At 56.4% G+C, this 26,781-nt stretch carries 28 protein-coding genes and 1 riboswitch; of the genes, 20 read left to right on the top strand and 8 right to left on the bottom strand.

Features of this window, described 5'->3' with window-relative positions; all coding sequences use genetic code 11:
• Window positions 1–28 precede the first annotated feature (28 nt).
• Window positions 29–874 (bottom strand): outer membrane protein OmpK, encoded by an 846-nt coding sequence (locus R0J87_RS16675; RefSeq protein ID WP_498887582.1) that lies wholly within the window; start codon window positions 872–874, stop codon window positions 29–31.
• A gap of 295 nt (window positions 875–1,169) precedes the next feature.
• Between R0J87_RS16675 and R0J87_RS16670 the strand changes: the two genes are divergently transcribed.
• The 6 genes from R0J87_RS16670 (at window position 1,170) to cyoE (ending at window position 7,183) form a co-directional block, all read left to right on the top strand.
• Window positions 1,170–1,937 (top strand): DeoR family transcriptional regulator, encoded by a 768-nt coding sequence (locus tag R0J87_RS16670; RefSeq protein WP_399843213.1) that lies wholly within the window; start codon window positions 1,170–1,172, stop codon window positions 1,935–1,937.
• A gap of 334 nt (window positions 1,938–2,271) precedes the next feature.
• A complete protein-coding gene (gene cyoA / locus R0J87_RS16665) occupies window positions 2,272–3,318 on the top strand; it encodes a ubiquinol oxidase subunit II (RefSeq protein ID WP_498887580.1) in 1,047 nt (348 codons plus the stop codon).
• Window positions 3,319–3,320: 2 nt separating this feature from the next.
• Window positions 3,321–5,348 (top strand): cytochrome o ubiquinol oxidase subunit I, encoded by a 2,028-nt coding sequence (cyoB, locus tag R0J87_RS16660; protein ID WP_498887578.1) that lies wholly within the window; start codon window positions 3,321–3,323, stop codon window positions 5,346–5,348.
• The gene (gene cyoC, locus R0J87_RS16655) at window positions 5,348–5,959 is read left to right on the top strand and encodes a cytochrome o ubiquinol oxidase subunit III (RefSeq protein ID WP_404345033.1); all 612 of its coding nucleotides are present in this window, start codon (window positions 5,348–5,350) and stop codon (window positions 5,957–5,959) included. The genes cyoB and cyoC overlap by 1 nt, the downstream gene beginning before the upstream one ends.
• A 1-nt stretch (window position 5,960) precedes the next feature.
• Window positions 5,961–6,302 (top strand): cytochrome o ubiquinol oxidase subunit IV, encoded by a 342-nt coding sequence (cyoD, locus tag R0J87_RS16650; RefSeq protein WP_498887576.1) that lies wholly within the window; start codon window positions 5,961–5,963, stop codon window positions 6,300–6,302.
• Window positions 6,260–7,183 carry a heme o synthase gene (gene cyoE, locus R0J87_RS16645; protein ID WP_404465484.1) on the top strand — a complete coding sequence of 308 codons (924 nt, stop codon included), beginning with the start codon at window positions 6,260–6,262 and terminating at the stop codon, window positions 7,181–7,183. Before cyoD ends, cyoE begins: the two co-directional genes overlap by 43 nt.
• A gap of 98 nt (window positions 7,184–7,281) precedes the next feature.
• Here the strand turns inward: cyoE and pta are convergent, their stop codons facing one another.
• Together pta and R0J87_RS16635 are read right to left on the bottom strand one after the other, a co-directional pair.
• Window positions 7,282–9,465: a phosphate acetyltransferase gene (gene pta, locus R0J87_RS16640; protein ID WP_498887574.1), complete on the bottom strand. Its 2,184-nt coding sequence runs from the start codon at window positions 9,463–9,465 to the stop codon at window positions 7,282–7,284.
• Complete coding sequence (locus tag R0J87_RS16635; RefSeq protein ID WP_498887572.1) at window positions 9,462–10,646, bottom strand: acetate/propionate family kinase; 1,185 nt, start codon at window positions 10,644–10,646, stop codon at window positions 9,462–9,464. Before R0J87_RS16635 ends, pta begins: the two co-directional genes overlap by 4 nt.
• Before the next feature lie 152 nt (window positions 10,647–10,798).
• On the opposite strand from R0J87_RS16635, the gene R0J87_RS16630 reads away from it, so the two are divergent.
• The 7 genes from R0J87_RS16630 (at window position 10,799) to R0J87_RS16600 (ending at window position 16,906) form a co-directional block, all read left to right on the top strand.
• Complete coding sequence (locus R0J87_RS16630) at window positions 10,799–11,719, top strand: EamA family transporter (RefSeq protein WP_498887570.1); 921 nt, start codon at window positions 10,799–10,801, stop codon at window positions 11,717–11,719.
• A gap of 131 nt (window positions 11,720–11,850) precedes the next feature.
• Window positions 11,851–12,360 carry a porin family protein gene (locus R0J87_RS16625; RefSeq protein ID WP_404345038.1) on the top strand — a complete coding sequence of 170 codons (510 nt, stop codon included), beginning with the start codon at window positions 11,851–11,853 and terminating at the stop codon, window positions 12,358–12,360.
• 153 nt (window positions 12,361–12,513) lie between these two features.
• Entirely contained in the window at window positions 12,514–13,053 is a 540-nt protein-coding gene (locus tag R0J87_RS16620; protein ID WP_498887569.1) for a porin family protein, read from the top strand.
• 184 nt (window positions 13,054–13,237) lie between these two features.
• Window positions 13,238–14,299: an HlyD family secretion protein gene (locus tag R0J87_RS16615; protein ID WP_498887567.1), complete on the top strand. Its 1,062-nt coding sequence runs from the start codon at window positions 13,238–13,240 to the stop codon at window positions 14,297–14,299.
• On the top strand, window positions 14,289–15,392 hold the full coding sequence (locus R0J87_RS16610; protein WP_498887566.1) for a DUF2955 domain-containing protein: 1,104 nt from the start codon (window positions 14,289–14,291) through the stop codon (window positions 15,390–15,392). Before R0J87_RS16615 ends, R0J87_RS16610 begins: the two co-directional genes overlap by 11 nt.
• Before the next feature lie 104 nt (window positions 15,393–15,496).
• Window positions 15,497–15,682 carry a CsbD family protein gene (locus tag R0J87_RS16605; protein WP_311063077.1) on the top strand — a complete coding sequence of 62 codons (186 nt, stop codon included), beginning with the start codon at window positions 15,497–15,499 and terminating at the stop codon, window positions 15,680–15,682.
• A 144-nt stretch (window positions 15,683–15,826) separates the two neighbouring features.
• Entirely contained in the window at window positions 15,827–16,906 is a 1,080-nt protein-coding gene (locus R0J87_RS16600) for an NAD(P)-dependent alcohol dehydrogenase (RefSeq protein WP_498887565.1), read from the top strand.
• On the opposite strand, the gene thiC is transcribed toward R0J87_RS16600, so the two are convergent.
• The 3 genes from thiC to R0J87_RS16585 form a co-directional block, all read right to left on the bottom strand.
• The gene (gene thiC / locus R0J87_RS16595) at window positions 16,880–18,823 is read right to left on the bottom strand and encodes a phosphomethylpyrimidine synthase ThiC (protein ID WP_498887564.1); all 1,944 of its coding nucleotides are present in this window, start codon (window positions 18,821–18,823) and stop codon (window positions 16,880–16,882) included. The genes R0J87_RS16600 and thiC overlap by 27 nt on opposite strands.
• 23 nt (window positions 18,824–18,846) lie before the next feature.
• The gene (tenA, locus tag R0J87_RS16590; protein WP_498887562.1) at window positions 18,847–19,515 is read right to left on the bottom strand and encodes a thiaminase II; all 669 of its coding nucleotides are present in this window, start codon (window positions 19,513–19,515) and stop codon (window positions 18,847–18,849) included.
• Between the two features lie 79 nt (window positions 19,516–19,594).
• Window positions 19,595–19,746, bottom strand: a riboswitch (TPP riboswitch).
• Between the two features lie 117 nt (window positions 19,747–19,863).
• Window positions 19,864–20,052 (bottom strand): phage integrase N-terminal SAM-like domain-containing protein, encoded by a 189-nt coding sequence (locus R0J87_RS16585; protein WP_498887601.1) that lies wholly within the window; start codon window positions 20,050–20,052, stop codon window positions 19,864–19,866.
• 230 nt (window positions 20,053–20,282) lie between these two features.
• On the opposite strand from R0J87_RS16585, the gene R0J87_RS16580 reads away from it, so the two are divergent.
• The 5 genes from R0J87_RS16580 (at window position 20,283) to R0J87_RS16560 (ending at window position 23,172) form a co-directional block, all read left to right on the top strand.
• The gene (locus tag R0J87_RS16580; protein ID WP_498887560.1) at window positions 20,283–20,819 is read left to right on the top strand and encodes a hypothetical protein; all 537 of its coding nucleotides are present in this window, start codon (window positions 20,283–20,285) and stop codon (window positions 20,817–20,819) included.
• 102 nt (window positions 20,820–20,921) lie between these two features.
• Window positions 20,922–21,389 (top strand): hypothetical protein, encoded by a 468-nt coding sequence (locus R0J87_RS16575; protein ID WP_498887559.1) that lies wholly within the window; start codon window positions 20,922–20,924, stop codon window positions 21,387–21,389.
• A 158-nt stretch (window positions 21,390–21,547) separates the two neighbouring features.
• The gene (locus R0J87_RS16570) at window positions 21,548–21,805 is read left to right on the top strand and encodes a type II toxin-antitoxin system Phd/YefM family antitoxin (RefSeq protein ID WP_498887558.1); all 258 of its coding nucleotides are present in this window, start codon (window positions 21,548–21,550) and stop codon (window positions 21,803–21,805) included.
• Entirely contained in the window at window positions 21,793–22,095 is a 303-nt protein-coding gene (locus tag R0J87_RS16565; RefSeq protein ID WP_498887556.1) for a type II toxin-antitoxin system RelE/ParE family toxin, read from the top strand. The genes R0J87_RS16570 and R0J87_RS16565 overlap by 13 nt, the downstream gene beginning before the upstream one ends.
• A gap of 96 nt (window positions 22,096–22,191) precedes the next feature.
• Window positions 22,192–23,172 (top strand): alpha/beta hydrolase, encoded by a 981-nt coding sequence (locus tag R0J87_RS16560; protein ID WP_498887554.1) that lies wholly within the window; start codon window positions 22,192–22,194, stop codon window positions 23,170–23,172.
• 84 nt (window positions 23,173–23,256) lie between these two features.
• Here the strand turns inward: R0J87_RS16560 and R0J87_RS16555 are convergent, their stop codons facing one another.
• Window positions 23,257–24,078, bottom strand: a complete 822-nt coding sequence (locus R0J87_RS16555; RefSeq protein ID WP_498887552.1) for an aldo/keto reductase — start codon at window positions 24,076–24,078, stop codon at window positions 23,257–23,259.
• 198 nt (window positions 24,079–24,276) lie between these two features.
• Between R0J87_RS16555 and R0J87_RS16550 the strand changes: the two genes are divergently transcribed.
• Window positions 24,277–24,741 carry an OsmC family protein gene (locus R0J87_RS16550; RefSeq protein ID WP_498887551.1) on the top strand — a complete coding sequence of 155 codons (465 nt, stop codon included), beginning with the start codon at window positions 24,277–24,279 and terminating at the stop codon, window positions 24,739–24,741.
• Window positions 24,742–24,809: 68 nt separating this feature from the next.
• Window positions 24,810–25,700 (top strand): class A beta-lactamase, encoded by an 891-nt coding sequence (gene bla / locus R0J87_RS16545; protein WP_498887599.1) that lies wholly within the window; start codon window positions 24,810–24,812, stop codon window positions 25,698–25,700.
• A 109-nt stretch (window positions 25,701–25,809) separates the two neighbouring features.
• On the opposite strand, the gene R0J87_RS16540 is transcribed toward bla, so the two are convergent.
• Window positions 25,810–26,370, bottom strand: a complete 561-nt coding sequence (locus tag R0J87_RS16540; protein ID WP_404465515.1) for a manganese efflux pump MntP — start codon at window positions 26,368–26,370, stop codon at window positions 25,810–25,812.
• Window positions 26,371–26,781: the final 411 nt, after the last annotated feature.

Genomic DNA, 26,781 nt, shown 5'->3' with positions numbered 1-26,781 from the left:
ACCTTCGGATCGTGAGGAGTGTGAGCGATTACAGCAAGTTTAACTTAACTGAGTAGATCATCGCGTTTTGGTAAGCATCCGGGGTACCCAGTTTATTCTCTGAGTAGCGGTACTGCACGCCCGTGGTGATCAAATCAGAAGGATGCCACCACAGGCTGAGTGCGCCGTTGGTGCCTACGCTGCCAGCTGTACCGTTCACGTAGTTCTGAGACAGGTACTCATCGTCACGGCCGAACGTCTGCTCGTGCCAGTTGGTCACGCTGAAGTTCTGGTTCAGAGCGGTAAAGTCGTAGCCCGCGACCCAGCCTGCCATAAAGCCGTTCATACCGGTGTAGCTATTGCTTTGCACGCGCGCGGCACCGATGAACGGTTTGAACCACAGGCCGTTATCGAACGTAGTGCGGTAGCCAAGCCCCAGAATTTGGTCCTGCTCGCGGCCATTGAAGCCGTAGTCACGGAAATCATACACATGGGCGTACAGCGAAAGCGGGCTGTCGCCCAGGTAGATGTGCGAGGTCACTTTACCGGCGGTACGGAAGTTGTCTTTACCGCCACTGGCTTGGTCGAACTGATCGTTGGTCGGGTTCTCGAAATCGAAGAAGCCGTAAAATTCGCCCCAGCTAAAGCCGACGCCGCCTTCGATTTCAACAAATGTAAAGTCGCTTTTCGCCGCATTGCTGGCGGTGCGTGCTTCAGTACCGTTAGACCAATCCAGATAGTTGACTGAGACGTTGGCAAACGACCACAGACGGTCAAGGGTTTGCGGCTCGGCATCGTCGGCAAACGCAGGGGTTGCCACGGCAGCACTTGCCAGTAAAACGCCAGCGCCAAGCGTGACGAACGAAGAAGAACGAGAGAGGGATAGAGCAGTCATGGAAGCCTCAACAGGGTTGTATCTCGGTGCCAGGGCGGCTGGCATACCGACGTTATGGGTCGTGTGGGCTGGCGTTGATGTTAAAATTATAACATTGAGTGTTATTTTTTTAACGTTGATTTGCAAGTATTGTCACATCAACGCTGTTTAAATGTGATACGCGCATCATGCGCGGATGAAAGGGTGCATTGCAGTAGAAATAATCCAGTGGAAATAAGTGAGGGCCTGGCTCAGCATAGAGCGCTTGGCAGGGCATAATGCTGATAACAAAATGAATCATAAGGAGATGCTGGACATGAACGATCGGAGCGCACAGCGCTTGGCAATGCTGCAAGAGGCGCTGGCCAGCGGGGGAACGCTACATCTTCGTGATGCCGCTGAGCTGTGCGGAGTCTCCGAAATGACCATTCGACGGGATCTTTCAACGCAACCTTCGCCGATCAGCCTGCTAGGCGGTCGACTGGTCATGGCCAGCTACCCCGGCGTGACGCCGGTGTACGACCTAACGGAACAGCAGTCGAGCCACTATCAGGTCAAGCAGCGTCTTTGCCAGCGTGCCGCCAGCTTTATTGAAGAAGGCGATACGCTGTTTATCGACTGCGGCTCAACGCTGATTCCGCTGCTTAGCCAGCTAAGCCGCTTCCGCGAATTAACCGTAGTGACCTACGCGCTGAATGTGGCTAACGCGGTGGCAGTCTTGCCGAATGTGCGTTTGGTGTTACTCGGCGGGCTTTTTTACGCTTCCTCCCAATCGTTTGGTAGCGACGGCATGGGCGCAGCCATCGAGCGTTTGGGCATCAATAAAGCGCTGATTTCCGCTGCTGGGGTGGATTGCGAGCGAGGCGTGAGCTGCTTTCATTTTCATGAAGTTGGGCCTAAACAGGCGGCGATTGCCACCGCGATGCAGCGGCTGTTGATTGTCGATGCCAGCAAATTTGGCGTGGTGCGTCCGGCCTATTTTGCTTCGCTGGAGGACTTCGATATCGTCGTCACCGACGATGAGCGTGCCCCCGGCTTGTTAGAGCGCCACCCGCTGCCCACGCTGAGCATCTCGCTCGCCTAACAACAGCCACTCCTCAGCCACTCCTCAGCCACTACTCCCCAGAGCCCTGTGTCCTGTGCCCTGTGCCCAAACGGGGGCGCAGGGTGCGGCATAACGTCTCTTTCTGATTGACCGAGATCAATAGAAAATACTTTAGTCTTAGTTGATGCACGCAAGGTGCGCGGTTAAGGCTCGCCACTAACCCCATGAGGTGGCGAATATTTTTCCCGGAGCAACGTAGTAATGCTCACTGTTTTGGGAAAAGTATGGGGTGATAGTTAGCTTGCTACTTAGCTGGCTAGTTAGCCAGCCAAGCAGTGAGCTGTTTTAGACAACTCTCTGATGAGATCACACCATGCAACTACCTACCCACTGGCGCAGGCGAGGCACTTTTGTGCTCGTCGTATTGTGCTTGCTGTTAACGGGCTGCAGTTCTGCATTGCTGGATCCCAAGGGGCAGATTGGCGTTGAGCAACGCTCGCTGATTCTGACCTCCTTTGGGCTGATGCTGATTGTGGTCATTCCTGTGATTGTGATGACGCTGCTGTTTGGCTGGCGCTACCGGCGCAGCAATAGCGTTGCCAAGTATCTGCCGGACTGGGCGCACTCCAATGCGATTGAAGCTGCCGTCTGGACCGTTCCCTGCTTAATCATTGCCGTTCTGGCCTTCCTCACCTTTAAAACCTCCCACAGCCTGGACCCCCACAAGCCGATTGAAGGCAGCGTGGAACCCATGGAGATCCAAGCCGTGGCGCTGGATTGGAAATGGCTGTTCATCTACCCCGAACAGGGCATTGCCAGCGTCAATGAGCTGGCGTTCCCGGTAGATACCCCAGTGCGCTTCCGAGTGAGTTCTGGCTCGGTAATGAACGCATTCTTCATTCCACGCTTAGGCAGCCAGATTTACGCCATGGCGGGCATGGATAACGACGTTCACCTGATTGCCGATGAAGAGGGCGTCTACCCCGGCCGTTCCACTAACTACAGTGGCGCAGGCTTCTCCGGCATGACCTTCGATGCCCACGTCACCTCTCCGGCGGAATTCGATGCCTGGGTGGAAAACGTGCGTGCCGCCGATGACACCCTGACCTTCCCGGACGGTTACGAAGCTCTAGCGCAGCCGACGGAGTACCACCCGGTGGAGTACTTCTCGGCGGTTACGCCTGAGCTGTATGAGTCGATTGTCAGCAGCTTCCACGGTGGTGACGGCAGTGGGCACGGCGGTCATGCAAGCCACGGTGACGCCATCAGTGATGCCCACGATAGCCACGGTGAATCCAGCGAGCTTGAGAGCGCCAACGCTTCTCAACAGCAGGCCGCGATCGGCCACGTTACCAATCAGCATGCGGGTGATGAACACGCCATGGGCGGCCATCCCACAAGCGTTGAAGCGGGGGGTTAAGCATGTTTGGAAAACTCACGTTAGAAGCAATTCCGTATCATGAACCGATCATTATGGTCGTTGCTGCCGTTATGGCGATTGGGGGTGCCGCGCTACTGGGCGCATTGACGTACTATCGTAAGTGGGGCTGGCTGTGGAATGAGTGGTTTACCTCCGTTGACCACAAAAAGCTCGGCATTATGTACTTTGTGGTGGCCTTGGTAATGCTGCTTCGCGGCTTTGCCGATGCGATTATGATGCGTACCCAGTTGGCCATGGCGGCCGGTGGGGCCGCAGGTTATCTCCCTCCTGAACACTACGATCAGATCTTTACCGCCCACGGCGTGATCATGATCTTCTTCGTTGCGATGCCCATGGTCATCGGCCTGATGAACTTGGTGGTGCCCCTGCAAATCGGCGCCCGCGATGTCGCTTTCCCGTTTTTGAATAACCTGAGTTTCTGGCTATTCGCTGTCTCGGCTATTTTGGTCAATATTTCCCTCGTGGTAGGGGAGTTCGCCAAAACCGGCTGGCTCGCTTATGCGCCTTTATCGGGGATAGAGTTTAGCCCTGGGGTGGGGGTCGATTACTGGATATGGGCACTGCAAATATCCGGGATAGGTACCACGCTCACCGGCATTAATTTCTTCGTTACCATTCTGAAAATGCGCACCAAAGGCATGACCCTGTTCCGCATGCCGATTTTTACCTGGACGTCGCTGTGCGCCAACGTCCTGATTATTGCCTCGTTCCCGATTCTGACCGCGACCATCGCGCTGCTAACCCTTGACCGCTACTTCGGTATGCACTTCTTTACCAATGACTTTGGCGGCAACATGATGATGTACGTCAACCTCATTTGGGCATGGGGTCACCCGGAAGTGTACATTTTGATTCTGCCGGCCTTTGGCGTGTTCTCTGAAGTCATCGCCACCTTCGCCCGCAAGCGTCTGTTTGGTTACAAAACCATGGTCTGGGCCACGGTGGCGATCACGCTGCTGTCGTTTATCGTGTGGCTGCACCACTTCTTCACCATGGGTGCAGGGGCCAATGTGAATGCCTTCTTCGGCATTATGACGATGATCATTGCCATCCCCACCGGGGTGAAGGTGTTCAACTGGCTGTTCACTATCTTCCGCGGCAGCCTAGAGCTGACCTCGCCGGTGCTGTGGACTCTGGGCTTCATCATCACCTTTACTCTAGGCGGTATGACCGGCGTGATGTTGGCGCTACCGGCAGCTAACTTCGTGCTGCACAACAGCTTGTTCGTAATAGCCCACTTCCACAACGTGATTATTGGCGGCGTGGTATTCGGCATGATGGCGGGCTTGACCTACTGGTTCCCCAAAGCGTTCGGCTTCACGCTGAGCGAGAAGTGGGGCAAGCGCTCCTTCTGGTGCTGGTTCATCGGCTTCTACGTCGCGTTCATGCCGCTCTACGTGCTGAGCTTCTTCGGTGCCGTGCGCCGTATGCAGTCCTACGCGAATCCTGAGTGGCAACCCTGGATGATTCTGGCTTGGGTAGGTGCCGTGATCATCATGATGGGGATTGCCTGCACCATTATTCAGTTCTGGGTCAGCATCCGTGACCGTAAGCTGAATGCCGACCTGACCGGCGACCCTTGGGATGGCCGCACGCTGGAGTGGTCGACCTCGTCGCCTGCGCCGTTCTACAACTTTGCTCGCCTGCCGGAAGTCGGTGACATCGACAGCTTCTGGTCGCAAAAGCAGCGGAGCAACGAGCAGTTGGATGACTCGCCCTACACCGATATCCATATGCCTCGTAATACGGTGGCGGGTCCGGTGATTAGCTTATTCGCGCTGATTCTGGGCTTTGCGCTGGTGTGGCATATCTGGTGGCTGGCAGCCTTTGGCGCATTGGGCGTTGTCGTCAGTTTCATCGCCCGTGTATTCAACGAAGATATCGACTACTACGTGCCCGCCGCCGAAGTGGCGCGCATCGAGCGTGAACACGAGAAGCGCAAAACCTCTGCGCCGAGCAGCGCAGCGTCTGATCGTGAACAGACCAACTATGTGGAGGCACGAGCATAATGGCCACCGATACTTTACACCACGGCGCAACGTCTGAGCCCCATGAGCACCACGACACCACGGGCACCAAACTGTTTGGTTTCTGGGTGTATTTGATGAGTGACTTGGTGATTTTTGGGTCGCTATTTGCCACCTACGCCGTGCTGATGAAAGGCACGGCCGCCGGGCCTACGGCGGCAGATATTTTTGAGCTGCCCTTTGTGCTGGTGGAAACCTTCCTGCTGCTGTTCAGTAGTTTCACCTTTGGTATGGGCGTGCTGGCGATGAACGCCGAGCGCCTAGGCCAAGTAAAAGCATGGCTGGGAATCACCTTCCTGCTGGGTGCGGCCTTCGTGGGTATGGAAGTGTACGAGTTTCAGCATCTGATTCATCAGGGCTACGGCCCTGATCAGAGCGCGTTTCTCTCGTCGTTCTTTACCCTGGTGGGGACTCACGGCCTGCACGTCACCGTGGGTTTAGTGTGGATCCTGGTCATGTTGGTGCAGCTCTCAACCAAAGGCATTACGCCCATGACACGCCCGCGTATTCTGTGCCTTAGCCTGTTCTGGCACTTCCTGGATATCGTGTGGATCTGCGTGTTCTCGTTCGTTTACCTGATGGGGGTACTGTGACATGAGCCATACATCATCACCTTCAGCCGAACATTCAACGACTTCCCACGGAAGCGTTAAATCGTATGTTACTGGGCTTCTGCTATCTTTAGTGCTAACCGTGATTCCGTTCGCGGTCGTTATGGGCGGTGCGTTCAGCACCGCCACGACGGTGGTGGTCATCGCTGTAACAGCCGTGCTGCAGATTTTGGTTCAGCTGGTCATGTTTATGCATATGAATACCAAAGCCGACGAGGGCTGGAACGTTATGTCCTTCGTTTTCACACTGACGATACTCGTCCTGGTGGTAGGGGGCTCGTTATGGATCATGCAGCATCTGCATCTCAACATGATGATCGGCTGAACGTGGCACCAAGCCGCTGGCGCGATCTGCTAGCGCTTACCAAGCCGGGGATTATTGGTGGCAACCTGATTGCGACCCTGGGCGGCTACTTTTTAGCCGCTCATGGCACCTTCGATTGGGTCACCTTTGCCTCGGTGATGATGGGCATTGCCCTGGTGATTGCCTCGGGCTGCGCCTGCAACAACGTGATTGACCGGGATATTGATGCACTGATGGCGCGTACGCGCCATCGCCCGCTGGCCAAGGGGCGCATCTCAATCACCCAGGCGCTGGGCATTTCAGCGCTGTTGGGGGTGGCAGGCGTGGTCTGTTTGGCGCTGGGCACCAACGGCTTAACGGTGGCGCTGGCGGTAATCGGTTGGGGTGTGTATGTGGGGGTGTATAGCCTCTATATGAAGCGCCACTCTGAGTACGGCACGCTGGTAGGCAGCCTTTCCGGCGCGATGCCGCCGGTAGTGGGCTACTGCGCGGTCACGGGGCAGTTCGACAGCGGTGCCTTTATGCTGCTAGTGATTTTCTGCCTGTGGCAGATGCCGCACTCCTACGCCATTGCGATTTTCCGCTATGCGGATTACCGTCGCGCCTCAATCCCGGTACTGCCGGTGGTGCACGGCATTAAGCGGGCCAAGCACCATATTCTGGGCTATATCGTGGCGTTTATTCCTGCGTCACTGGCGCTGGTACTGGCCAGCCAAGCAGGCGCAGGCTATCTGTGTGTAGCGCTCACCATGGGCGGCTACTGGCTTTATCTGGCGCTATGCGGCTACCGATTAGATGACGACGTGCGCTGGGCGAAGAAGGTGTTCGGCGTGTCGATTCTGACCATTACTGCGATGAGCTTAGTGATGGTGCTGGAAGCGATGGTGCCCATGTGGGCGTGATACATCCCAACGATTCAACCTGACGCAAAACCTAAAACGCCCCGAACAGTTCACTGTTCGGGGCGTTGCTTTTAGCGCGTATAGAACTCAACGAGTGCCTAGGCTTCCCGCTGACTGGCCTGAATAGCGGTGAGAGCGATGGTATAGACAATGTCGTCCACCAGCGCGCCACGGGAGAGGTCGTTCACCGGCTTGTTCAGACCCTGTAGCATCGGGCCAACGCTCACCACGCGGGCGCTGCGCTGAACCGCTTTGTAGGTGGTGTTGCCGGTGTTGAGGTCGGGGAATACGAACACGGTGGCCTTGCCTGCCACGGGGGAGTCGGGGGCTTTTTGCTTGCCCACGCTCTCGATGGCGGCGGCGTCGTACTGCAGCGGGCCGTCGATGGCCAGGTGCGGCGCGCGCTCTTTGGCGATGCGGGTGGCTTCGCGCACTTTGTCCACATCCGCACCGGTGCCGGAGTCGCCGGTGGAGTAGCTGATCATCGCCACGCGCGGCTCGATACCAAACGCCTCGGCAGAGCGGGCGCTCTGTAGGGCGATCTCTGCCAGGGTTTCGGCGTCCGGGTCTGGGTTCACCGCACAGTCGCCGTACACCACCACCTGTTCCGGCAGCAGCATAAAGAAGATCGACGACACCTGATTGTACTCAGGGGCCGTTTTGATCAGCTGAAAAGCCGGGCGAACGGTGTTGGCGGTGGTGTGCACCGCGCCGGACACCAGGCCATCCACTTCATCGAGCTGCAGCATCATGGTGCCCAGCACCACGTTATCCTGAAGCTGTGCTTCGGCGGTCAGCTCGTTGAGCTTGCCGCGACGACGCTCCACCATCGGGCCAATGTAGCTGGCGCGGGTGCTTTCCGGGTCGATGATGGTCAGCGCATCGGGCAGCGTGAGGCCACGGTGATGAGCAACGCTCTCGATATCTTCCCGTTTGCCTAACAGCACGCAGTCGGCAATGCCACGGCGCTGGCAGATGATCGCCGCTTCGATGGTGCGCGGCTCGTCGCCTTCCGGCAGCACGATGCGCTTTTTGGCCTGTTGAGCGAGCTTAACAAGCTGGTGGCGGAACGCCGAGGGTGAAAGGCGGCGGGTGTAGCCGCGGCTCAGCTTGGCTTTCAGCCACTCTAAATCCATGTGGGCAGCCACGTAGCGTGCCACCTGCTCAGCGCGCTCGAAGTCATCCATGGGGATTTCAGTGCTGAGCTGGCTCAGGTTCTGCGCCGTGGTCAGGCTGTCGGTTTCTACCGCCAGTACCGGCAGGCCGGTTTTCAGCGCCGGGCGGCACATCTCAATCATGCCCTCGTTGGGCAAGAAGCCGTTGGTGAGCAGCACGCCCGCCAGCTGGGTGCCGTTCATGGTGGCCAGCGCGGAGGCCAGCACCACATCGTCACGGTCGCCGGAGGCTACCACCAAACTGCCCGGGGTGAAGATATGCAGCGCGTTGGCCGCACTTCGGGCGCACAGGCTGGTAGAGAGCACGCGACGGCTGGCGGCTTCGCCTTCGTTGAGCATCTTGGCATTCAGCGCCCGAGCCACGTCTAGCGTGCGCGGGGCGCTCAGGGTTTTGCTGTAAGGCACTACGCCAATCAGGTGGAAGCGGTCGGTGGCCAGCGCTGGGGAGTAGCGGCGCAGCTCGTTGAGCACTGGCTCTTCCAACTGCGGCTTGATGGTGCCCGGCGCGGCAGAAAGGTCATCTTCCTGGCCGTAGGGCAGGTTCTTCATGCGCATCAGAATGCCGCCCAAGGTGCGGGTAGAGCTAACGCCGCCAAAACTGCGGGCGTGCATATCCAGCTCTTCTGCCAGCGCCTGGGGTTCGTTGAGATCCCCGGTGCCCACCAGAATGATCCGTGCGTTCAGCGCATGAGCGAGCTGCGCGTTGGTTTGAGTCGCGTAGGTGGTGTGCTGGGTCGGCACCACGCCTTCCACCACGATAAGATCCAGCGCGCTGCCGTCTCGGTAGGCCTGCTGCACCACCTGCTCGTAGAGCTCGATGACGTTTTCCATCAGCTCGTCGGTTTGGTCGTCGCGCAGCAGCCGCTCTAAACGCGCCTGGGAAATGGGCGAGGGCGGGCGCTGGCTCAATGTGCGCGATACCAGCGCCGTGGAACGGTCAAGGCCGGGGCCGTTAAGCTCGTTCTGCATGAACGGCTTTAAAAAACCGGCTTTCAAGCCGATGGTGTCGAGCGCTTGAATCAAACCAAGGCAAGCGGACGTAAGGCCAGCACCGACGCTGGTGGGTACCAACAGAATGGCTTGGGGTTGCTCGGGGGAGCTGTTCATTCAGGGGTCTCCACGCAGTGGCGGGTTTCCATGGCAATGCGGCCCTCTTCATCGGTGGGGATTACCCACACTTCCGGGCCTTGATGACCAGCGCTATCCAGCTTGCCTTCTTTGCCACGAATGGTGGCTTCGTTGGCCGCTTCATCTAAGCTGAAACCAAAGTGGGGCAGCAGGGCCAGCACTTCACGACGTACGATAGGCGAGTTTTCACCGATACCGCCAGTAAAGATCACGCCATCTAACTTAGGTAATGCACATGACAGGGCGGCCAGCGACTTGGCGATGCGGTAGCAGAACACGTCCAGCGCCAACTTAGCACCCGGGTGCCCAGCCATCGCTTGGTCTTCTACTTCGCGCATGTCGTTGGTCAAGCCGGAAAGCCCCAGCAGGCCGCTCTGCTTGTTGAGCACGTTGTCGATCTCATCCACCGACCAGCATAGCTGGCGGTGCAGGTGGGCATGCAGGCCAGGGTCCACGTCACCGCTGCGGGTGCCCATCACCAAGCCTTCCAGCGGGGTAAGGCCCATGCTGGTATCCAGGCTCTGGTTGTTCCACACCGCCGCGGTAGAGCAGCCGTTGCCCAGGTGAGCGGTCAGCCAGCCGCCCGCGCCACGGCTGCTCAGCTCGCCGGCGCGCTGGCTCACAAAGGCGTGGCTGGTACCGTGGAAACCGTAGCGGCGAATGCCGTGCTCGGTGTAAAGCGCTTCCGGCAATGCGTAGCGGTAGGCGCGGGGCGGCAGCGTTTGGTGGAAGGCGGTATCGAATACGGCTACTTGGGGCAGTTCTGGAAACACCTTGCGGGTAGCGGCAATGCCCGCCAAGTTAGCGGGGTTATGCAGCGGTGCTAAAGCCGCCGTGGTTTCGATGGCCTCGATGACGCTGTCATCAATGAGTGCCGCCTGGGTGAAGTGCTCGCCGCCATGAACAATCCGGTGGCCCACGGCACCCGGCACGCGGCCTTCCAAGCGCTGCAAAATCGCGTTCAGGGCTTCAGCATGGTCAGCATTGGGTAGCGGCTGGGTAAAACTTTCACCGGCGCTGTTTTTACCTTTCAAGCGGGCGTCGCTGCTGCCTAAGCGCTCCGCTAGCCCGGCTAAGCGTGGTGCCTGCGGGTCAGCATCGATCAAAGCGTATTTAATAGAAGAAGAGCCACAGTTAATAACCAGCACCGGTGCGTTCATAACAACCTTTGTAAAGTAGTTAGGAGGTAAGGGGATAGACTTTAGTTTAACATGCTGCGACGCGGAAAATCAGCGAAGAATTTAGTTAGCCTTCTATGTAAAATGTCGGCATCCTGTTCCTTATATAACCCATCGTGAGCCCTTTTGTTCCTATGTCCTCAATTTCTAGCCCCAACCTGTTACCCCGTCATCTTGCCATTCTACTGATGATGACGGTGGCGACGATGTTCGCTGCGAACCACGTCTCAGCCCGGTTGGCGTTTGATAACGGCACGGGGCTGCTCTTGGCGGTGTTGATGCGTTCAGGCGTGGCTTGCTTGATTCTGCTCTCTTTGGTGATTCTTCAGAAAAAGCGACTTTGGCTACCTGCCGAGGCGTGGCGCTGGCAGCTCGCGGTGGGGCTTCTTATTACCCTGCAAAGTGTCAGCCTTTACTCCGCCGTGGCGCGTTTGCCGGTGGTGATTGCGCTGCTGCTAGTGAATACATTTCCCATTCAACTGGCGCTGATCAGTTGGGCGCTGGGCGGCCCTCGGCCATCGCTGCGCAGCTGCTTAATTATGGGCACCATTCTGATTGGCCTGTTGGTGGTGCTGGATATCCCCAGTTGGGTGGCCAACGCCGATGCGATGGGGCCGGAGTGGCTGGCAGGCATTGGCTTTGGGTTATTTGCCGCGTTCGCGTTTGCCTGTGCGCTGTGGGTGACCGAGCATCGTTTGGCCGGGGTAGGCAGCACGCTGCGCAGCCTGCTGACCATGCAAACCGTGTTTATCGCCATGATCATTGGTGGGTTTCTGGGGGCCGTGCCGGGTGGTATGAGCCTGCCGGACAACAGCACCGGCTGGATTGGGCTAACGCTTTTGGCGCTGCTGTACGGCAGCGGGTTCTCGATTCTGTTTATTTTCGTGCCTCGGTTGGATATGGCCCGCAACGCCCCGGTCATGAATTTCGAGCCGGTGGCGTCGCTGCTAATCGCCTATCTCGTGCTTGGCCAAATGCTTAGCCCCAGCCAGCTATTGGGCGGCGCCGTGGTGGTCGGGGGCATCGTCGTTCTCAGCCTGTCGAAAGGGCGCTAGAAAACGTCATCAACAGCGCAAGAAAAAAGGAAACTCGATGCAAGCATGAGAGGGTCAATTGCGTTATTCATGGGCTTGGGCAATACTGCAAAAGCGTAAGGAAACACTGTTTTTTAACTGAGGTGACCCCCATGAAGATGACCGTCTTATCACTGACTTCTGCAGCACTTCTGGTGGGTGCAGGGTCGTTCGCGGCATCCGCCCAAGCCCAAGAGTCCTTCCAATACCCACAAGGATACGTGGGTGGCGATGCCATGTTTTGGAGCCTCAACCCTGAGCGTGGCAACTCCCGTGACGACGTCGGCCTGCGCCTGCGCGGCGGCGCTCAGTTCAACGACTACTTTGCCCTTGAAGGCCACCTAGGCACCGGCGGCTCGGATCGCGGCGCTGACCTAGACCACCTAGCAGGCGCATATGCCAAAGGCATCATCCCCGTGGCGCCCAACTTCCGTCTCTACGGCCTTGCCGGTTTCTCTGAAGTCGAGATCAGCAATAATCGCGAAAGCGGCCTCTCTTACGGTGCGGGTGCCGAAATGGACATTGCGCAGAACGTCTCCGTTGGGGCCGATTACATGCGCTACCTGGACGAATCCGCCTACGATTTCGATGCGGCCAGCGTAGGCCTTCGCTACCGCTTCTGATGTTTTAGCGCGCAAGCGCTGCTTCAAGGGAATACGACCCCGCTGACTGAGCAAAGACTCGGCAGTGGGGTTTTTTTGCAACGACGATTAATTTTAGTTAATGTATCGCCGCTGTTTACACGACGCTAAAAGTATTAAAACCAAGGGAATAACATGAAAACATCAGTCAAAGCGCTTGCGATGGCCTCTACTCTGTTCGTGAGCGCAGCCGCCCATGCGCAGTCCTTCGATGAGGGCTACCCCGAGGGGTACGTAGGCGCAGACGCAATGGCATGGACGTTAGATTTTGATGGTGTGGATGAGAGCTTCGACTCAGTAGGCCTGCGTTTGGTGGCAGGCATGAAGCTGGATGAGTACCTGGCCGTTGAGTTCCATGGGGCAACTGGCGGCTCAGACGATATTTATGGTTTAGACATTGAGCTGGACTACCTTGTGGGCGGCTTTTTGAAAGGCATTGTGCCGCTGGGCAATAATGCACGTCTGTTTGGCCTCTTGGGGTACTCGGAAGTTAAATTGACAGCAAGCGGTTTCGGTTTGAACGAGAGCGGCCGTGATGACGATGTTTCCTTCGGTGCAGGCGCAGAAGTTGATGTCACCGACACCCTGGCGATTAGCGCAGATTTCACTCGCTACCTGAGCCAAGCAGATTATGACCTAGACGCTTACAGCATTGGCTTGCGCTACCGCTTCTAAGCGAGTAGCCATACCAACCGGCTAAGACATACCCCGCTGACTGAGCAAAGACTCGGCAGCGGGGTTTTTTATCGTCAAACAAGAGATTATTGTTAGCGTGCTAATAATTTTGTTAGACTAAAGTATTCCGTCTAACGCGACCCAAGGGCCATGACCGTTTGGGAACAGTGAACGAGTAACGCTAATGACCCCTGATCAACGATTTACCCTCTGGGTGAAAATAGCCCTAGCGGCGTTTGTGGTGCTGTTTGTTTATTTCTTGCTAGCCGATAGCTTTATGCCCATGACCCCGGAGGCTCGGGCGATGCGGCCCGTGACGCGAATTGCACCGGAGCTTAGTGCGCCGGTGAAAGACGTGGTGGTGCGTGACCACCAGCGGGTAGAAGCGGGTGATGTGCTGTTTCGGCTGGACCCGGCACCGTTCGAGCTTGCCCAGCAGCAGGCGGAGTTGAATCGCGAACAAGCCGAGCAGGAGAACGCTCGGCTAACCGCCGAACTGGCGGCGGCGCAGGCCTCGCTGGCATCAGCTCAGGCCACGTTTGACGAGCGCAGCGGTGAGCGCCGCCGCGCCGAGGCGCTTTTGGGCCGGCAGGGCATCTCCCGCCAGCAGTATGAACAACAAGTGGCTGCCGAGCATACGGCCCGAGCTGCCGTGGCATCCGCTCGTGCGCAAATCGATAGTTTGGAAGTACAGCTAGGCGAAGAGGGCGATGCCAACCTACGGCTGCGCCAGGCTAACAATGCGCTGGAGAAGGCCGAGTTGGATATCGCGCGTACCACGGTTAGAGCGCGGGAAGCGGGGGAAGTGACGAACCTTCAGCTTCAGCCGGGGGATTACGTGCAGGCAGGGCAGCCTGCCGTGGCGCTGGTGGCCAGCGATGTCGACGTGGTGGCTGATTTTCGCGAAAAAAGCCTGCGCCACGTGGCACCTGGTGATGACGCAAAGATCGTCTTCGATGCGCTGCCGGGGCGTATTTTTGCAGGCCACGTGAGCGCGTTCGATGCCGGTGTGCGAGAAGGGCAGCAGGCTGCCGACGGGCAACTGGTGGACATTCCTACCTCTGACCGCTGGGTGCGCGACGCCCAGCGGGTGCGAATTCATGTCGTGCTGGATGAACCGCTTGAAGAACTCCCGCCCAGCGGTGCGCGGGCCACGGTGCAACTAGTGCCCGGCGAGCACGCCCTAGCCAAGCCGTTTGCTTGGCTGCAGGCGCATCTCATTAGCTGGCTGCACTATGTTTATTAGACGGTTGGCGCGATCGTTGGCTACTTCAAAGTCACGCTCGGCGACACCCGCCCCTCGTTCGGCACCCAATCCCTCGGCGCTTAGCCAGAACGGGCTGCGCCAGTGCCTGCGGGTGGCGGGTGGTGGCACGTTGGGGTTTATCATCAGCCAACTGATGGGATGGAACTACGGCGTATTCTTTACCGTCTTCCCGATGTTTTTGTTGGGCTTGGTGCCGGTGTTAAATGGCTCGATCATTCGTCAGTTTCTCTCCAACGTGAGCCTCAACGTGCTGGAGGTGAGCCTGGTCGTTGGGCTGTTAAAACATATGCCCGTGGTGATGACGCTGGTGGTGCTGGGTCTGTTTTTGCTGCGTTTTAACGTGATGGCCAAAGGACCGCTGTTTCTGTTTGGTGCCAACGGGGTGCTGACGCTCAGTATTCTGCTGCACTTTGCCAGCTATCCGGGGGTGGATTTAAGCGATCTGCTGGCCAGTAATCTGATGGCCAGCATGTTGGCGGTGTTTATCGCCATGCTGATGTACACCCTGTTTCCCGATGTGGAGCCACGCCAGCCGCCGCCAAGAGGCAGTAAAACGGCGGCGCAAATCCGTCATGAAACGCTGATTGGCGGCATCACCGCCACGCTTTCATTTGTGGTGTTTCAGGTATTTGACCTACGCGATTCGCTCTCGGCGCAAATGGCCACCATCTTGATTCTGTTCACGCTGGGCTATTTCGGCGCTCAGGCATCGGCAGCAAAGCGTGCGGTAGGTACGCTGCTGGGCTGTAATCTCGCACTGGTGATGCAGCTGGCGCTCTACACCCAGAGCCACCATTTTTTGCTGGTGATCCTGCTCTATTGGCTGGGACTTATGCTGTTTGCCAGGGAGCATATCTTGGAAGGGGGGGGCTCAGGCATTGGGTTTGGTGGGCTGACCACGATGGGGATTTTGTTTGGTCAGTCGTTAGGGCCGCAGCAAGACCTAGTCTACAGCGCGCTTTACCGCTTCTCTTCCATGAGCGTGGCGCTGATCGGCACGCTGTCGGTAATGATCTGTTTGCATTATCTTCTGAACCGCTGGGAGCCCACGCGCTTGCCCGAAAGAAGTTGAGGCAACTTTTTAACAAACAGCTACGCTGATTATGAGCCGCCGTTGAAGTAACGACTGATTGGGCGAGCGGCCATTTCCCTACTAACGGATTAGAGGTGTTCGTCATGGCAAGTGGCAAAGAAGATAAAGCGAAAGGTGCGGCCAACAAAGCCGCCGGTAAAGTAAAAGAAGCAGCAGGCAAGGCCACCGGTAGCAGCAAAACCGAAGCCAAAGGTAAAGCCCAGCAAGCAAAAGGCGAACTGCAAAAAGGCAAGGGCGATGCCAAGGAGAGCGCCAAGAAGAAAAAGTAATGTTAATTGCCCACCCCCCACAACCGGAGCCCCAGGCTCCGGTTGTTGTTTTTTGCACCTTATGTGACCCAGCGCACTATTGGAGGCCGCTATTTCACGCTTAATAGCCATGTGTCATGACTCCCTTCACTGAGGACGTGCCCCATGCCGACCATGATGAAAGCGGCGATTTTCGTTGAACCGGGCCGCATCGAAATCGACGACAAACCTATCCCTGAGATTGGCCCTAACGATGCGCTCATGCGTATCACTACCACCACCATCTGCGGCACCGATGTTCACATCTTAAAAGGCGAATACCCGGTAGAGCGCGGTTTAACCATCGGCCACGAGCCCGTGGGTGTGATTGAAAAACTCGGCGCCAACATCAAAGGCTACCAAGAAGGCCAGCGGGTGATTGCCGGAGCGATTTGCCCAAGCTTCACTTCCTACGCCTGCCAAGATGACTGCTGTTCCCAAGATGGTGGCCACCACGGCCACGGCTATAAGCCGATGGGTGGCTGGCGCTTTGGGAATACCATCGATGGTGCCCAGGCGGAGTATCTGCTGGTGCCCGATGCCCAAGCGAATCTTTCGCCCGTACCCGATGGCCTGACCGATGAACAGGTACTGATGTGTCCAGACATTATGTCGACGGGGTTTGCCGGTGCGGAATCCGCAGGCATTAAAATAGGCGATACGGTGGTGGTGTTTGCCCAAGGGCCGATTGGCCTATGCGCCACCGCAGGCGCACGGCTGCGTGGGGCGGGCATGATTATCGCGGTAGACGGTGTCGATGAGCGCCTGCACATGGCCAAGCAGATGGGCGCGGATGTGACGCTGGATTTCCGCAAGGTCGATGTGGTGGAAGAGGTGCTGAAACTCACCGGTGGGCGTGGGGTAGACGTCGCTATTGAAGCGCTGGGCCTACAGCAGACTTTTGAGGCCGCGCTGCGGGTTCTCAAACCAGGTGGCACGCTCTCAAGCCTGGGTGTCTACTCCGAAGACCTCACCCTTCCGCTGGGCGCGTTTTGTGCTGGGCTGGGCGATCATAAAATCATTACCTCGCTGTGCCCTGGCGGCAAAGAGCGCATGCGCAGGTTGATGAGCATGATTTCCTCTGGACGCATTGACTTAGGCCCGCTGGTCACGCACCGCTACGCACTGGAGGATATTGTCGACGCCTACGACCTCTTCTCCCACCAGCGCGATGGCGTGCTAAAAGTGGCGCTTAGCGCTGGCTAAACGCCACCGGTAGCGGGCCTTGCTACCTTCCCGGCGGAACTTCTCCGCCTGCTCCTGCATGCCTCGCTTCACGGCTTCGGCGTCGCTTTCGCTGGCGTTTTCCGGGGCGCGGTCGCGGTAAGTGTCGCGCACTTCCTGGCTGATCTTCATAGAGCAGAACTTCGGCCCGCACATGGAGCAGAAATGCGCCACTTTGGCAGAGTCCTTCGGCAGGGTTTCATCGTGATACTCCCGCGCGGTGTCGGGGTCTAGGCCCAGGTTGAACTGGTCTTCCCAGCGGAACTCGAAGCGCGCTTTCGATAGCGCGTTATCGCGCCGCTGCGATGCCGGGTGGCCCTTGGCCAAATCCGCTGCGTGGGCGGCAATCTTGTAGGTGATGATGCCGGTTTTGACGTCATCTTTATTGGGCAGGCCCAGGTGCTCTTTCGGCGTCACGTAGCAGAGCATGGCGCAGCCAAACCAGCCAATCATCGCCGCCCCAATGCCAGAGGTGATGTGGTCGTAGCCGGGGGCGATATCCGTCACCAGCGGCCCTAGGGTATAGAAGGGCGCTTCATCGCAGCACTCCAGCTGCTTGTCCATGTTCTCTTTCACCAGGTGCATGGGCACGTGGCCGGGGCCTTCGATCATCACCTGCACATCGTGCTTCCAAGCAATCTTCGTCAGTTCACCCAGGGTTTCGAGTTCAGCGAACTGCGCTTCGTCGTTGGCATCGGCAATGGAGCCGGGGCGCAGGCCGTCGCCCAGCGAGAACGCCACATCGTACTGCTTGCAGATCTCGCAGATCTCCTCGAAGTGGGTGTACAGGAAGCTCTCCTGATGATGATACAAGCACCACTTCGCCATGATGGAACCGCCACGGCTGACGATGCCGGTGACGCGGTTGGCAGTGAGCGGCACGAAGCGCAGCAGCACCCCCGCGTGAATGGTGAAGTAATCCACCCCCTGTTCCGCCTGCTCGATCAGCGTATCGCGGAAGATCTCCCAGGTGAGGTTTTCGGCAATGCCGTTGACCTTCTCCAGTGCCTGATAGATCGGCACCGTACCAATCGGCACCGGCGAGTTGCGGATGATCCACTCGCGGGTTTCATGGATGTTCTGGCCGGTGGAGAGATCCATGATGGTATCCGCGCCCCAGCGGATGCCCCAAGTCATCTTGTCCACTTCCTCCTCAATGGAAGACGTGACCGCCGAGTTGCCCAGGTTGCCGTTGATCTTCACCAGGAAGTTACGGCCAATAATCATCGGCTCGCTTTCCGGGTGGTTGATATTGTTGGGAATGATCGCCCGCCCACGGGCCACCTCATCGCGCACGAATTCTGGGGTGATCTCCTTGGGCAGGCTGGCCCCAAAGCTCTGGCCCACATGCTGATGGCCCAGAATGCGCTCCACCTCCTCCGTACCCAACGCTTGGCGGCGCTGGTTTTCCCGCAGGGCGATGAACTCCATTTCCGGCGTGATGATGCCCTGGCGGGCGTAGTGCAGCTGGGTCACGTTTTTACCCGCTTTTGCCCGGCGCGGGGTGCGGGTTAAATCAAAACGCAGTTGGGCAAGGGTGGGGTCGTTGGCGCGGCGGTTGCCGTATTCCGAGGTCGGGCCATCCAAAAACTCGGTGTCGTTGCGCTCTTCTATCCAGGCCCGGCGCAGCTCTGGCAAGCCCCGGCGCAAATCGATGCGGGCGTTGGGGTCGGTGTAGGGGCCGGAGGTGTCGTACACCAAAAGCGGCGGGTTCTGTTCATCCACGCCGCTGGTTTTGGTGGGCGAGAGGGTGATTTCCCGAAACGGCACGCGAATATCTGGCCGCGAGCCTTCCACGTACACCTTGCGCGAGCCGGGCAGCGGCGCCACGGCGGCGGCATCTACCTGGGCGGTTTCGGCTAAAAAGTGCGCGGTTCTGCTTTTAACGGTCTTGGTCATGACGGTTTCCTTGTTGTTGGTGATTATTCAGAAAGGTCTAAACCCATCTGCCAGAAGTCGATTTCCAGGCGGGTGGCATCGCGGAAGATCTTGCTCAGCTCAGCAAAACGGGCAGGGGTAACATCCGCCAGGCGGGCATCCAGCCACGCAAGCTCTGCCTGCATGGCGGCCTGGAACTCCTCGCCTTCGTACATGGCAATCCAAGCATCAAAAGGGTTCTGCTCACCGCGAAGGGTAGAAGGCTGCGCGTTCAGCCAGTTGGCGATTTCGCCGTAGCCTACGAGGCACGGGGCCAGCGCCACGTGTAAATCCAGCAGGTCGCCCCGGTTGCCGGTATCTAATACATAGCGGGTGTAAGCCAGCGTGGCGCGGGCTTCGGGGAGTTCGGCAAGATCCTGCTCGCTGATGCCCCACTCCTGACAAAAGCCCACGTGCAGGCCCAGCTCCACATCCACAATGGCTTTCAGGCCTTCGTGGGCCTGGCGCAAATCCGCTAGGGTGGGGCTTTTGTAGGCGGCCAGCGCGTAGGCGCGGGCGAAGTGAATCAAGAACAGGTAATCCTGCTTCAGGTAGTGGCGAAACGACGCCTCAGGCAGCGTGGCGGTGCCCAGCTGGCGCACGAAATCGTGCTCGATATAAGCACGCCAATCTTGCTGGCAAGCGGTGGTGAGATCGGTAAAGCGGTAGCCCATGATGCCTCCGGTAGTAATGATCCGGAGGGCAGGCGAGAAAGATCGAGGGAATGGCACGGAAGAGTGGCGTAAAGGAGCGCCGCGGCCATCGCTTGATCCCTACGCCGGTACCCGCGCCACGTTCAAAGCAGCGCATTAGCCGGATCAGGTTCAGCGGGACCAGCGCTCGGTAGCCAAAAGCTCACCCTGCGCCATCTCAGCCGGATATCACCGGCACCCCGTCAAGCTGTTCGTGGGTGGAGTGTAGAAGGCGGGTGGGGGAGATGCAAGAGGGGGGCTGAATGGTTGGCAATGGCCTGTTGCGAAATCGATAAGAGCCCGAAACATGACGATATAAAGTGCCTGCTTCTATGCAGCCGCTGCCACGTGTCTTTCGATTGCCAGATACTCTAAAAATTGCCGTACTTCATGATCTGTTAGAGTGGCGGGGTATAGTAAGTTATTGAACCTAATGTAAAAGCTAATCCAGTAGCAATAGGTTTTCTCGGTGCGCAAGCTATAGCGTTTGACCCTCATGGTTGCCTTGACGCGTTCCATCAGTTTCATAGGAGAGTGCCTCAATAGTGCTGTTCATAAAAACAGAATTATTGAGGAGTGCAAAACGCGTAAGCCCGCGAATTTTGGCTACATCGCCAAAATTCTCTTTGCACGCTGTAGAATCAATAAGGTAGATTCAATTTGGTGGCTATGAAACCTCAGTCATTGTGATGTCACGTTCATTGAGGTTTCATGGCAGGGCGTATAATCACTGTTAATGGTAAAAAGCAATGATCTCTGAATCACAATACTGGAAAAATGACCTGCAGAAGAATGTCGAATTCTTACACAACAAGCTGTATCAGACGACTTGGAGGGAAGCTTCCTTTGCTGCTTTAGAGAAAAGAGTAATGCTGTCTTGCTATATCGTTAGGAAGCTGGCAGAAGCTAATAAGATTACAAAGGAGGTTTTCGAATGCCAAGTGAAGTTGTATTCCTATAAAAATAAAGGGAAAACTGTAGATCTGCTAAATTGGCATCGAGTAGACGATTTATACGAAGTTGAGCAGCCACAAGAAATAACAAAACCGTTCTCATATGTTGTCAATCAAATGATACATAGCTATACGTTTTTATTCGCTTTCAAGTCAAAAAATAATATCGAAGGGATTCTGTTCAACTCGGATCGCAGCAAGAAGAAGGAACTATATATGCTAAAAATCGCTGATTTGATCGAATTACTATCTCCAATAGCACAGTGCTACATCGGGAGAACAATCATGCAAAGAAACAGTGATGGCGAAATGGTCGTGGTTCATAGTGAGTAAACCATTAACAAGGCCAAGCACATCGCCCGCAAAAAGCGCGGGCTGGACCTCGCTATCGCTCGGCCCGTGTTGGCGGCGTTAGGCAAATCAATTCGAGGTCATATGAAAGATTCAATTAAAGAAATGGCTGTTATTTTAGGTTGGGAAAACTTCGCACTTTTCGCCATCATAGTAGCAGTGCTGCAGTTTTTAATTGGGTTGTGGATAAAGTCACGATTAGAAAGCTCAATTAAGTATGAATATGACAAAAAGCTTGAATATTTTAAATATGATCAAAAGGTTAGAGAGCAGGCAGCCAAAGTTTCTAAGCTTCTAGCAGAAGCTAGGAATGGTGATACATCACTAAGTCGTGAACGTGCAACTAATCTAAATCAACAAGCGTGGGAGTTAATGCTTTGGTTGCCCGAAAATCCTGCTAGAAAACTATCAAATCACTTATCTGGTGATGATAAGGTAAGCATGAAAGAAATTCTAATTGATGTTAGAAAGATTTTATTAAATAAAGATGATGACGGTTTAAAAGCAGAAGAAATTGTACACTTCACTGCTGATGAAGATAAAGAAGCCTAACAATGCAAACCAGTCTGACGGCTTTTCCGCTCCTTGTTTTACGGTTTAACGCTACGCTACCGCAAAACAATCCACTACAAAGCCGCAGCTGTTCGCGGCGTTAGCAGCTATTGCCACTCTCGAAAAGTAATACTATCGGTCTGATTCAGGATAAGCCCATGAAAGTTGAGCTTGTTACCAACCTTAAGCACCAAGCCACAAAAATCCTGGCTGACCTGCGCCTGTCTAAAGAGCCAGTACTGATCACCGAGCATGGTCAGCCATCCGCATACCTTGTCGATGTTCAGGATTACGAGTTCATGCAACGTCGTCTTGAGTTGCTTGAAGGGCTTTTACGGGGAGAGCGTGCTGTACTTGAAGGAAGAACGTACAGCCAAAGTGAGGCCAGGGAAAAAATGAGTAAATGGCTGAAGTAATCTGGACGGAGCCTGCGCTTCAAGAACTGGATGCCATCGCTGAGTACATTGCTCTGGATAACCCTGTTGCTGCAAGTCATCTGGTTCTTGAAGTTTTTGACAAGACCGAGCGTTTGGAAGATGTTCCCCAACCTGGACGGATGCCTCCAGAACTCCCAAATTCGGTATACAGTGAGGTAGTGGTTCCACCGTGCTGTATTTTTTATCGTGAGGATAAGAAACGGGTTCTCGTCCTTTATGTCATGCGAGAGGAGCGGCAGCTTCGTGCTTACATGCTTGAGAACAGCTAACCAGGCGCCACTCGGATGCCTTTTTCTCCGCTTCGCTACGTCAACGTCACGGTTGGGCTTTGGCGTTAGGCCCATCACATTGAGGGTTGTGTTCTCGTGATATTGCGCATTGCTTTTGGTTTCTTGATCCTGTTCTCGGCATCTGGCTCGGCGAGCGAGCCGCATGCCCCGGCGCAGCCCACCGAATCGGATGTTCATCTGGAAACTGCCACCGGTACTCTTTATGGCTCTCTGCTCCTGCCGTCTTCTACCGGCCCGCATCCGCTTGTGTTGCTGCATGCCGGTTCCGGTCCCACGGATCGCAATGGCAACAGTGCTCTCTTGCCGGGGGCAAACGACAGCCTGAAGCTGCTTGCCGAGGCACTTGCTGTGCGGGGAATCGCCTCGGTCCGCTACGACAAGCGGGGAGTGGCGGCCAGTGCAGCCGCTGCACCCACGGAGAGCGATCTTCGCTTCGACACCTACGTAGAGGATGCCGCCGCATGGGTTCGTCAGCTTCGAACGGATTCTCGCTTTGGCTCGATCACCCTGCTCGGGCACAGTGAGGGGGCACTGATCGGTATGCTCGCCGCAAAGCAAGCGCGTGCGGATGCCTTCATTTCGGTTGCTGCACCGGCACGTTCCGCGCCAGAGATTATCCGTGATCAGTTGCGCCCGCAGCTTCCGGAAGAGCTGTGGCAGGATAGTGAGCGCATGCTCTCCGAGCTGGCGCAAGGTCGCACGACAGAGGGCGTGCCGCCAGCGTTGGCGTCATTGTTCCGTTCGAGCGTGCAGCCGTACCTGATCTCTTGGTTCCGGTACGTGCCAACCAAGGAGATCCAGCATGCCCCTGGCCCGGTGCTGGTCGTCCACGGCACCACGGACGTACAGGTCAGTCCGAGCGAAGCGGAGGCGCTCAAGCAAGTGCGTCCAGATGCAGAACTGTTGCTCGTGGAGGGAATGAACCACGTGCTCAAGATGGTTTCGACCAATCCGGCGCAGCAAAGCGCTTCGTACTCAGACGCATCGCTGCCTGTAGCCCCACTGTTGGTGGATCACATCGTCGAATTCACTGACCGTGTGCAGCGACTACCTTAGAACTCCAACCAGCGTTATCGCAATTAAGGCGCTCCTGCCCTGGGCCGTTGGGGCCTGATGTTTTAGGCCGTTAGTGGCTCCTCCTCACACCATTTGCAAACTCTGCTTACGCGTTGGCGGCGGATAGGCGGCATCAATCTCTGCCAGATCCTCGTCATCGAGCCTGACCTTATCCGCATCAGCGTTCTGTTTCAGGTGGTCCAGGTTCACAGCTTTAGGAATCGCGATCACGCCGGGGTAGCGCAGTGCCCAGGCAAGCGCGACTTGTGCGGGGGTGGCGCTGTGTTTGTCGGCGATGCGTTGCAGAGTAGCGTCACGAAGTAGCGCGCCGCCTTGCCCGATCGGGCAGTAGGCCATGAGCGGCATGTGGTGTTGTGCTTGCCAGGGCAGCAGGTCGTACTCGATGCCCCGGGCTTCGGGGTTGTAGAGCACCTGATTGGTGGCGCACGCGGGCGCGTTTAGCTCTTCTAGGTCGTCAACGTCGAAGTTCGACACGCCCCAACGCAGTATCTTGTCCTGCTCGCGTAGCCTCTCAAACGCTTCTACGGTTTCGCTCAGCGGGTACTGGCCGCGCCAGTGCAGCAGGTAGAGATCAATTGTATCGGTGCCCAATCGGCGCAGGCTGCGCTCGCAGGCGGCTTGAACGCCTTGGGTGCTGGCGTTGTGCGGGTAAACCTTGCTAACCAGATACACCTCATCGCGCCGCCCGTGAATGGCTTCGCCCACGATCTCTTCAGCGCCGCCCTCGGCATACATCTCGGCGGTATCGATCAGCGTCATGCCCAGATCTATACCTTCACGCAGCGCCCTGATTTCAGCCTGCCGCTGCCCGGCATCCTCACCCATGTGCCAGGTGCCCTGGCCGATACGGGGTACGCTGACGCCGCCTAGCTCAATCGTCTGCATATCTCACTCTCCTAGTGTCATTTCCTTCTGCGATGCGGTTCTGACTGCCCAAGGCCATCGCCGTTCATGCCCCAATCGTAGACGATCCGCTTTGAAGTTGGTGAACGAGAGAAGATCAATGAGCACAATTCTGAGATCATGCCAGAAGCTACCCATGCCGACCCTAGTGGCAGCTTTCAATGAACCAGAGGAACCCAAATGGCCGAGTATACCGCTTCCATTCAGTGGGCCCGTGGGGCCGATGAAGCCTTTCTAGATCAGCGCTATAGCCGTGGCCACGAGTGGGTGTTTGATGGCGGCGTTCGTGTGCCTGCGTCGTCATCACCCCACGTAGTGCCGTTGCCTTATTCGGTCGAAGCCAACGTCGACCCGGAAGAAGCGTTTGTGGCCTCGCTTTCCAGTTGCCATATGCTGTTTTTCCTTGCCATTGCCGCGCAGCAGGGCTTGGTAGTGGAAAGCTACGTGGATAACGCGGTGGGTGTAATGGAGCAGGGCAGCGATGGGAAGATCGCCATGACCCAAGTCACGCTGCGGCCAAAGGCGGTGTTTGCAGGAGAGCCACCCTCAATGGAAACGCTTGAGCAGATTCATCATGCTGCCCATGAAAAGTGCTTTATCGCTAACTCCGTTAAGACGGATGTGGTGACCGAGATTCAGCGGTAAGTATGCAGCTAATCTTCGATGGATTGCCTGCTAAACTCAACACCATCGTTCTCCCTCACTGCTTAGGAATGCACATAATGAACCACCGCCAATCACGCTGGATGCGTGCTGCACTGTCGGCGTGCCTGTTGCTCACTTCATCTTATGCGATGGCGCAGGAGGATCGCATGACCGCTGAGCTTGAGCGCATTGAGCAAACCCTGGAGGCGCGCATTGGCTTTGCCGCCCACAATTTAGCCACGGGCCAGCGCTGGGGAGTGAATGCGGATGAGCGCTTTGCCATGTCCAGCACCTTTAAAACCCTGGCCTGCGGCGCGCTGCTGGAGCAGGTGGATGAGGGGCAGCTGGCGCTGGAAACCGAGGTCAGTTTTGAAGCATCGGAGCTGGTGACTTACTCGCCGGTCACCGAGCAGTACGCGGGCCACCAGCCGATGACGCTGTTTGAATTGTGCGATGCCACCATGACCACCAGCGACAACACCGCCGCTAATCTCGTGCTGCAAGCGCTAGGCGGGCCGGAAGCCATCACGGCGTTCGTGCGGAGTATGGACGACCCCGTTACCCGGTTAGATCGCTTTGAGACCGAGCTAAACGAGGCCACCCCGGGGGATGAGCGCGACACTACCACGCCCAACGCCATGCTAGCTACGTTAGAAAAGCTGGTGCTTGGAGATGTGTTATCAGATGAGTCTCGCCAGCAGTTAGAAGCGTGGATGAAGGGCAATGCGGTGGCGGATGGCCTGTTCCGTGCCGCCATGCCGTTTGATTGGATAATTGCGGACAGAACCGGCGCAGGCGGTTACGGCTCACGCTCCATTACCGCGATTATTTGGCCACCGGAGCAGGCACCCACCGTCGTGGTGTTTTATATCACCGAAACCGAGGCATCGTTTGAAGAGCGCAATGCGGCTATTGCATCTTTAGGTGACGTGATTCAAGAAACATTAGTAGATAACTAATATAAACGGGAGGCCAATTGGCCTCCCGTATTTATATCGGTGCTTAATCAGTATTGCGCTAAATAGTTAACCGCCCTGGCGTTATTGAATTTAGCGAATGACGGTAAGCCTATAAAACTCCGGTATGCTCCACCACCACCATTACACCAATCCCAATCAATACAACGCCACCGACAAGCTCAGCCCAGTGGCCTACGTATTGGCCAAACTTGTGGCCTAGCAGCGTGCCCATGGAAGCCATCACCGTAGTAGCGAGGCCAATAGCAAGGCTGGTGGTGATAATGTTCACATCAATAAACGCAAGGCTGGCGCCCACGGCCATGGCGTCTAGGCTGGTGGCGGTGGCCGTCAGGACCAGCAGCCACAGCGTTTGTTTGCGGTGCTCTACCTTTTCTTCTTTTTTTAGCCCTTCATGCATCATGTGCAGGCCAATGATGGAAAGTAGGGTAAACGCGACCCAGTGGTCCCAGGCTTCTACATACTGTTGAGATGCCTTGCCAGCCACCCAGCCCAGTACTGGCGTCATCGCTTCAATAACGCCAAACACTAAGCCAATGCCGATGGCATGCCGGAAGCGGGGCTTTTTCAGTTCCGCACCTTTGCTAATGGACGCCGCAAAGGCATCCGCCGACATTGAAACCGCTAAAAAAAGCAGGGCAACAGGCGTCATGGTAGAAAGACTCGTTAAATAAAACTAAGTGTATGAAGTCACATACCTGAGTGTAACGGTAGGGTATTGAATAGCGCTGAATCGTATCAGGTTTTGCTTTGATAACAAGTCAGATAGCAAAAAATAAAGTTTGTAGTGGCGAACTAACATAGCCTTAGCTAACAATGTGTCTGCTGGCTGATTTTGTTAGCTTTTTGACGCTTGGTTGCAGGTTGTGGAGTAATAATAAACCGCCTGCTTTTTGTTAAATTAGGCGGTGGGTTTAAAAGCGCGTTATGTATCTGTTAATGTTTTTTCAATATCAATGTTTTTATTAACATCAATGTTTTTTTGATCCTGGATTCATAGAATAACCGCAGCACTTTGGATCACACAGTAGAGGAAGGAGGGCCAGCGCCGGTACCCTCTCGA

Origin of the sequence: Halomonas sp. SIMBA_159 (assembly GCF_046536035.1) — a bacterium.
In the GTDB taxonomy this organism is placed as follows: Bacteria; Pseudomonadota; Gammaproteobacteria; order Pseudomonadales; family Halomonadaceae; genus Vreelandella; species Vreelandella venusta_A.
The sequence above is the reverse complement of the archived record's forward strand: the minus strand, read 5'-3'. Positions and strand labels throughout refer to the sequence as shown.